This is a genomic window from Eikenella sp. Marseille-P7795 (genome assembly GCF_916618725.1).
Taxonomy (GTDB): Bacteria; Pseudomonadota; Gammaproteobacteria; order Burkholderiales; family Neisseriaceae; genus Eikenella; species Eikenella longinqua.
The window spans coordinates 1-5,277 of sequence record NZ_CAKAJZ010000014.1 but is presented as its reverse complement, the minus strand read 5'-3'; the positions used below and the strand labels follow the sequence as shown (position 1 = coordinate 5,277).

At 63.7% G+C, this 5,277-nt stretch carries 8 protein-coding genes; 2 read left to right on the top strand and 6 right to left on the bottom strand.

The features are described 5' to 3' along the window. Positions 1–152: 152 nt before the first annotated feature. The 6 genes from LG371_RS12160 to LG371_RS12135 form a co-directional block, all read right to left on the bottom strand. Positions 153–701 carry a DUF1287 domain-containing protein gene (locus LG371_RS12160; RefSeq protein WP_218916369.1) on the bottom strand — a complete coding sequence of 183 codons (549 nt, stop codon included), beginning with the start codon at positions 699–701 and terminating at the stop codon, positions 153–155. 289 nt (positions 702–990) lie between these two features. After that, positions 991–1,770 (bottom strand): 3-deoxy-manno-octulosonate cytidylyltransferase, encoded by a 780-nt coding sequence (gene kdsB, locus LG371_RS12155; RefSeq protein ID WP_067594143.1) that lies wholly within the window; start codon positions 1,768–1,770, stop codon positions 991–993. Further along, entirely contained in the window at positions 1,767–1,949 is a 183-nt protein-coding gene (locus tag LG371_RS12150; protein WP_067594145.1) for a Trm112 family protein, read from the bottom strand. Before LG371_RS12150 ends, kdsB begins: the two co-directional genes overlap by 4 nt. A gap of 50 nt (positions 1,950–1,999) precedes the next feature. Beyond that, positions 2,000–2,410, bottom strand: a complete 411-nt coding sequence (locus LG371_RS12145; protein ID WP_067594149.1) for a hypothetical protein — start codon at positions 2,408–2,410, stop codon at positions 2,000–2,002. A 134-nt stretch (positions 2,411–2,544) separates the two neighbouring features. Continuing rightward, entirely contained in the window at positions 2,545–3,576 is a 1,032-nt protein-coding gene (lpxK, locus tag LG371_RS12140; protein ID WP_225748637.1) for a tetraacyldisaccharide 4'-kinase, read from the bottom strand. A 24-nt stretch (positions 3,577–3,600) separates the two neighbouring features. Further along, on the bottom strand, positions 3,601–4,101 hold the full coding sequence (locus tag LG371_RS12135) for a dihydrofolate reductase (RefSeq protein ID WP_067594155.1): 501 nt from the start codon (positions 4,099–4,101) through the stop codon (positions 3,601–3,603). Between the two features lie 150 nt (positions 4,102–4,251). Here LG371_RS12135 and ribH point away from each other — a divergent pair, with 150 nt between their 5' ends. Both ribH and nusB read left to right on the top strand, forming a co-directional pair. Then, positions 4,252–4,737, top strand: coding sequence for a 6,7-dimethyl-8-ribityllumazine synthase (gene ribH, locus LG371_RS12130; RefSeq protein WP_067594158.1), 486 nt, complete (start codon positions 4,252–4,254; stop codon positions 4,735–4,737). A gap of 37 nt (positions 4,738–4,774) precedes the next feature. Continuing rightward, positions 4,775–5,224 (top strand): transcription antitermination factor NusB, encoded by a 450-nt coding sequence (nusB, locus tag LG371_RS12125; RefSeq protein WP_067594161.1) that lies wholly within the window; start codon positions 4,775–4,777, stop codon positions 5,222–5,224. Positions 5,225–5,277: the final 53 nt, after the last annotated feature.

Sequence of the window (5,277 nt, the reverse complement as noted above, 5' to 3'; positions counted from 1 at the left end):
ACCGCAGACAGTACAGAAGTACGGCAAAGCGAGCTAACGCCGTAGCGAAAGTTAAATTGGTTCGCTATAGCTTAGCCAAACATCGCTTTCAGGTAGCCTCGCAGGCAAGAGGCTACCTGAAAAACAGCATCAGGCTTGGTCGCGCCGACACTTCACGGCGCCACATTGGCGGGCTGCCTGAAATGGCCAACGATTTCGTGGCGGAACAGGATGTCCTCTTCGCGCGTGCCTGCGCCGATATTATGGATAATCAACGGTATATCACCATGTTTGCGGTCGGATACGATGCCGATGTGCGGCAGCCCGCTGCCCGCCAACCGCCAGGTAACAATGTCGCCAGCGCGGTATCCGTCTTGCGCCGCCCAGCCGTGCCGCGCGAAATAAACCTCCAGATTCGGCACGCGGCGGTGATCGATATTCGGGTCGGGGCGTTTCAGCCCCCAGCGGTTCGGGTAGGCGGAAAAATTCGCTTTCATGTCTTGGTGAACCAGCTGCTGCAAGTCTATGCTTTGCTGCCGCAGTGCGCGAATCACCACATCGGAGCACACGCCTTTTGCTATCGGCACATCGCCCATCGGATAATCCAGCGCAGTATAGGCGGGGTCGTAGCGCACGGTTTGGCCGATTTGGCTGCGGGCGGCGCGGACGATGGGCGGCGCCTTATCCGCGTTGCCGACCTGTGCCGATGCGGGCGGCGGCATGGTTTCAGGCAGCCGAACAGCTTGGGCGCGGTCGGCGGGATTATGCGGCGTGCGGGAGGTGTTCGCAAAATAAGCGGCAGAGAGGGCAATGGCAATCAGGAAGGCGGCGAAGCCAACGCGGCAGAGCAAACGCATAACACAAATCCTTAAAATCGGCCGTTCAAGGCGAAGGCAAGCTGTCGCGTGAGAACAGGCTACCTGAAAACGACGTTGCCGCAGGCAGCAGAGTTTCTGCGAAGCTTCAACGAAGTTAAACCATATCGGCTTTGCCCAGCCGAGCTATTTATTTTCAGCCAGCCTCTTCGGGGTGCCGGGCAAACCAGTCGCGCACGCGCTGCAAGTCTTCGGCGGTGTCCACACCGGCGGCGGGGGCATTGTCGCACACGGTTACGGCAATCTTGCCGCCGTGCCACAACACGCGCAGCTGCTCCAGCGATTCGATCTCTTCCAGCGGCGAGGGCGGCAGGCCGACGTATTGGTGCAAAAAGCCGACGCGGTAGGCATACAGGCCGATGTGGCGCAGCGGGGCGTAGCCTTCGGGCAGCGCGGTTGGCTTGCCGGCGAAGGCGTCGCGCGGCCAGGCGATGGGGGCGCGGCTGAAATAGAGGGCGTTGCGCCGCTGGTCGAGCACCACTTTCACGCAGTTGGGATTGAGAAACTCGGCGGCATCGGCAATCGGGTGGGCGGCGGTGGCCATTTGCGCGCTGCCGCTGCCGAGCAGATCGGCGGTGCGGTTGATGAGGGCGGGGTCGATCAGCGGCTCGTCGCCCTGCACGTTGACGGCGATGTCTTCGTCGGCCATGCCCAAGAGCAGGGCGGCTTCGGCCAGGCGGGCGGTGCCGCTGGCGTGCTGTTTGCCGGTGAGCACGGCTTCGATGCCGTATTCGGAGCAGGCGGCGGCGATGGCGGCGTGGTCGGTGGCCACCACCACGCGCTGCGCTTCACTCAGCCTGGCGCGTTCGGCCACGCGCACCACCATGGGCTTGCCGGCAATCTCTGCCAGGGCTTTTTCAGGTAGCCTGCTGGAGGCGAGGCGGGCGGGAATGATGACGGTAAACGGGGTGCTCATGCGTGCAATTCTTCGTCGGTGAGGGGGCGGGCTTCTTGCTCCAGCATCACGGGTATGCCGTCACGGATGGGGAAGGCGAGCCGGGCTTGGCGGCTCCACAGCTCTTGGCGCGCGGCATGGTATTCGAGCGGGCTTTTGGTGAGCGGGCAAACGAGGATGTCGAGGTATTTTTTGTCCATGATGGTTCTCTGGTGTGGGAGGGATGGCGTGTTTTCAGGTAGCCTCAAGTTTACCAAAACGGCGCGGGCAGTTTGCGCGAACAAAAATGCACGCCCGGGGCGCGGAAGCAAACGTAGCGGGCGGCGGCGCCGTCGGCGGCCAGGCGGCGGAAGGCGCGGCTGCGGTAATACACGGTAAGCGGCTGCCCTTGGTAGCTCGGCTGCCAGCTTTGGCGCTCGGCGTCGTAGTCGGCGGAAAACTGGTAGCTGCGGCTGCCGATTTGGTAGCGGAGCGAGCGGGTGTCGGGCAAGTTCGGGCGCGGCGCGGAATCCACCGCTTCGGCGCGGCAAGGGCGGGCGGGGCCGATTTTGCCGCGGGCGGCTACCTGAAAGCATTGCGTGTTACGGCTTTGCGGGATGTCGGCCAGCGCGGGCAGCGGCAGCAGGCAGGCCAGGGCGAGCAGGGTAAGGGCTTGGCGCATAAATCTTCCTTTTGGTTTGGCGGCTGGCTGTTTTCAGGTAGCCTTGAGTGATATTGGAGGCTACCTGAAAAATAATTCGCATGGCGTGCCGCCTTTGGTTTGCCGCCCTCTCTTATGGAGAGCGGATAAAGTTTTCAGGTAGCCTCAATCAAGCCGGGCAGGCAGCGGCGGATTATGGCCTGCACCAATTCTTCCGGCAATTCGGCGCGCACGGGCAGCACCCACACTTCCCGCGCGGTATCGGCGGCGAGCTTCACCGCGTCTTTTTCGGTCACGATGTAGCTGTCAGCCTCGGGAAGCCCGGCAACCTGCCAGGCGGCGTGGTCGGGCAGCGCGATGTGTTGCACAGGCTCGATGCCCAGCCGCGACAGCTCGGCAAAGAAACGCTCGGGCTTGGCAATGGCGGCGGCGGCAATCACGCGGCGGTTTTTCAGGTAGCCTGCCGGCAGCAGCTCGTGCGGGCGGCGCAGGCGGTAAATATTCCCGCATTGCAGGCAGCTGCGGCACAGCAGCACTTCGGGCGGCAGCCGCCAATCCGGCGCGGGGCTCTCGGGCGTGCTGTTGGCCAGCAGCACGGCGTTTACGCTTTCCAGCCGCTGCAAGGGCTCGCGCAAATTGCCGTGCGGCAGCAAATCCAACCGCCGCCCCACTTCGGCGGCGGGGAACACGGCCAGCTCGAAATCGCGTTGCAGGGCGTAGTGTTGCAGGCCGTCGTCGGCAATGATGATTTGCACTTCGGGGTGCGCGGCCAAAAGCGCCCTGCCCGCTTCGGCGCGGCGGCTGCCCACGGCGGCGGGGGCGCCGGTGCTGCGGTGCAGCAGCAATGGTTCGTCGCCGGCTTGGGCGGCGGTGCTTTCGTTAGTCAAAACGTGCACGCCGCGCCCGGTGCGCCCGTAGCCGCGGCTGATGATGCCGGGGCGGATGCCGCGCTCTTGCAAGGCGCGCGCCAAGGCCTGCACCACGGGCGTTTTGCCGCTGCCGCCAGCTTGGATGTTGCCCACCACCACCACGGGCACGGGCAGCTTTTCGCTGGGTTTCCGGCCTTTCAGGTAGCCTTCGCGCCGCCGCGCCGCCAATACGCCAAACAGCCGCGCCAAAGGCCGCAATAGCGGCGTGAGCAGCGGGTTGGGCTTGCGCCAGTGGCGTTCGATTAGGCGGTGCAGCATGTTCGGGCGGCCTCTTGAGCTTTTTCAGGTAGCCTGCGGCACGCGGCGGTAGTGCGCGAAATCGAAGCGGATGCCGTTGGCGGCGGCGGTGTGGCTACTGCGTTCGGCTTCCTGCCAATCGGCGGCATTCAAGGCGGGAAAGAAGGCGTCGCCATCAATGGTGAGCCGCACTTCGGTGAGGCGCAGGTCGGTGGCCAGCGGCAGAGCTTGGGTGTAAATCTGCGCGCCGCCCATGATGATGATTTCGGGCGCGTCGGCCAGCATGGCAAGCGCGTCGGCCAGGCTGGCGGCCCGCTCGGCGCCTTCGGCCTGCCAGCCGCCCTGGCGGGTGATCACGATGTTGCGGCGGCCGGGCAGCGGCTTTTTGGGCAGCGAATCCCAGGTTTTGCGCCCCATCACCACGGGCTTGCCCAGGGTGTAGCGTTTGAAAAAGGCGAAGTCTTCGGCAATGTGCCAGGGCATGGCGTTGCCGCTGCCGATGCAGCCGTTATCGGCCACGGCGGCGATGAGGGTGATGGTTTGCATGGGAGGCTACCTGAAAATAGGGGCAAAACGCCGCCATTGTAACGCAAGCCTCCCGCCTTCACAGCCCCAAAACGCGCGCTTTGGTGTAAAATCCGCTTCCTTTGCGGCGCATGCCGCTTTTGCTTATTTCACTACAACGGAGCAGCGGACATGACCATCATTCCCCCCGACCACCAAGGCGCCGGCCTGCGCATCGGCATCATCCAAGCGCGTTTTTCCAACGAAATCGGCAGCGCCATGCTGGAAGTGTGCACCCAAAAACTGGTTGAGCTGGGCGTGCCCGACGGCAACATCACCATCGCCACCGTGCCCGGCGCGCTGGAAGTGCCGCTGGCGCTGCAAAACATGGCACAGTCGCACAGCTTCGACGCACTGGTGGCGCTCGGCGCGGTGATTCGCGGCGAAACCTACCATTTCGAGCTGGTATCCAACGAATCCGCCGCCGGCATCAGCCGCGTGGGGTTGGATTTCAACATCCCCGTTGCCAACGCCATCCTCACCACCGAAAACGACGAACAGGCCCACGCGCGCATCCAAAGCAAAGCCGCCGAAGCCGCCATCGTGGCCGTGGAATGCGCCAACCTGCTGCGCCGCCTCAACCCCGCCGGCAGTGAGCTGCCCGACGCCCTCGTTTAACCCCGCGCCGCCCGCCGCACAATCAGGAAAGCCAAATATGAAACCCAACAAAACCGCCCGCCGCCGCGCGCGCGAATTTGCCGTACAAGCGCTCTACCAAGCCGCGCTCAACGACCTGCCCGCCGCCGAAATCGCCAAAAACATCCGTGAAAACGAACACTTCGCCAAAGCCGACAACGAGCTCTTCACCGCCGTATTCTTCGGCGTGCAGGCCAAACGCAGCGAGCTGATGCAAATCATCCGCCCCCTGCTCGACCGCGACGAAAAAGACCTCAGCCCCATCGAACGCGCCGTGCTGCTGGCCGCCGCCTTCGAGCTGCGCGACATGCCCGAAACGCCCTACCCCGTGATCATCAACGAAGCCATCGAAGTTACCAAAACCTTCGGCGGTATCGACGGCCACAAATTTGTAAACGGCATCCTCGACAAACTTGCCGCCGAGCTGCGTCCCCACGACCCCAAGCGCAGCCATAGCGAATCAACTTAACTTTCGCTACAGCGTTAGCTCGCCTTGCCGTACTGCTCCGTACTGTCTGCGGC

Excerpts from the sequence above, each read along its gene's own strand:
- ribH (WP_067594158.1), top strand. The coding sequence starts at position 4,252 with ATGACCATCATTCCCCCCGACCACCAAGGCGCCGGCCTGCGCATCGGC.
- lpxK (WP_225748637.1), bottom strand. The coding sequence starts at position 3,576 with ATGCTGCACCGCCTAATCGAACGCCACTGGCGCAAGCCCAACCCGCTG.
- LG371_RS12150 (WP_067594145.1), bottom strand. The coding sequence starts at position 1,949 with ATGGACAAAAAATACCTCGACATCCTCGTTTGCCCGCTCACCAAAAGC.
- nusB (WP_067594161.1), top strand. The coding sequence starts at position 4,775 with ATGAAACCCAACAAAACCGCCCGCCGCCGCGCGCGCGAATTTGCCGTA.
- LG371_RS12145 (WP_067594149.1), bottom strand. The coding sequence starts at position 2,410 with ATGCGCCAAGCCCTTACCCTGCTCGCCCTGGCCTGCCTGCTGCCGCTG.
- kdsB (WP_067594143.1), bottom strand. The coding sequence starts at position 1,770 with ATGAGCACCCCGTTTACCGTCATCATTCCCGCCCGCCTCGCCTCCAGC.
- LG371_RS12160 (WP_218916369.1), bottom strand. The coding sequence starts at position 701 with ATGCCGCCGCCCGCATCGGCACAGGTCGGCAACGCGGATAAGGCGCCG.
- LG371_RS12135 (WP_067594155.1), bottom strand. The coding sequence starts at position 4,101 with ATGCAAACCATCACCCTCATCGCCGCCGTGGCCGATAACGGCTGCATC.